Source organism: Candidatus Enterococcus testudinis (genome assembly GCF_002140915.1).
Classification (GTDB): Bacteria; Bacillota; Bacilli; order Lactobacillales; family Enterococcaceae; genus Enterococcus_D; species Enterococcus_D testudinis.
In genome coordinates, this window is sequence record NZ_NGKU01000001.1 from 541,754 (window position 1) to 542,965 (window position 1,212).

Consider the following 1,212-nt stretch of genomic DNA (forward strand, 5'->3'; position numbering starts at 1 on the left):
ATTTAAACCAAGATATATAACTGGAAAAATGATATTTGAAGAAGATGTATCTTTCTCTTTTTCTGTATCATTAATATCATCAATTCTTCTAGTAACTAATCTAGGATTTACTCTGTCATTGTAATTATTGCTACCTATTTTGAATTGAATAGTTTTATTTTTAGAGTCTTGCAGAGATATAATAGCATGCTCTTTTTTTGTGACATCCGATTTAGACAGTTTGAAATGCTCGTTTACCTTAGACTCAAAATTTTTTCCTGAATATGTTAAAAGATTAATGAATTTTTTTTTTTTGGATTCTTCATCAGTAGTTAAGGTGTCCTTTTTATTAATTGTATCAAACTGACTTTTGGTAACACCAATTATAGCATTGGGATTAAACGAAAAACCTTGAGCAATCATACCTAATATCGTTGATTTCGCAGTTCCATTTTTCCCAACTAATAAGTTAAGATTTTTCCCTGGTACAAAATCTATATTATCTATTAGTCTGAAATCTGAGATACTCATTTTTGATATATAACTTTTTTGAGGATTTTTCCATTTTGCTTTTGCCATTTGATACAACTCCATTTCACCAACAATAATTATCTATCTACATTATACACGGATTAATGAAGTCTTGTACGAATATATTGAGTTGTTTTTTTGTTTGGGTGATTTATTAAAGCCTACATAATAAGAAATATCAACGGAGGGAAACCAATGCCTATTTTAAATTTAGAATGTATAAAAACGGACAAGATCAGAAAAAAATATTAGCACTGTTTACAAAAATGATAATGGAGAGAACATTCTTAAATTTGTTACTGAGAAAGGTATAAACTATTTAAATCTGTCTCTTATACACATCTAGATGTGTATAAGAGACAGGTTCGGGCAACACAAAAAATTCATTTTTAAGTTTACTAATATTATTAACAGTGTCAATCTTAAGTGGAAGTGCATCAGCACTTAGATTGAAAATATTTATTTTATTGTCAGTTGATCGAAGCGTTAGTTTAGTTTTCATGACATTTTCAATCAATGAAAGTGAATGTGTAGTACAGAAAACCTGAAAGCCATACTCTATAGACTGTCTCTTATACACATCTTGAATGTGTAGTACAGAAAACCTGAAAGCCATACTCTATAGATTTTTTATAAATAATATTTATCAGTTTATTTTGAGCTGCTGGATATAATGTAGCATCAATCTCATCTATTAACAAT

The 1,212-nt window shown here is 28.4% G+C and carries 1 protein-coding gene and 1 pseudogene; both read right to left on the bottom strand.

Going from position 1 to position 1,212, the window contains the following annotated elements:
- Positions 1-558: pseudogene (locus tag A5886_RS15730) on the bottom strand (ATP-binding protein); the annotation flags it as partial.
- Positions 559-1,082: 524 nt separating this feature from the next.
- Positions 1,083-1,211, bottom strand: a complete 129-nt coding sequence (locus A5886_RS15620) for an AAA family ATPase (protein WP_256926245.1) — start codon at positions 1,209-1,211, stop codon at positions 1,083-1,085.
- Between the last annotated feature and the right edge of the window lies 1 nt (position 1,212).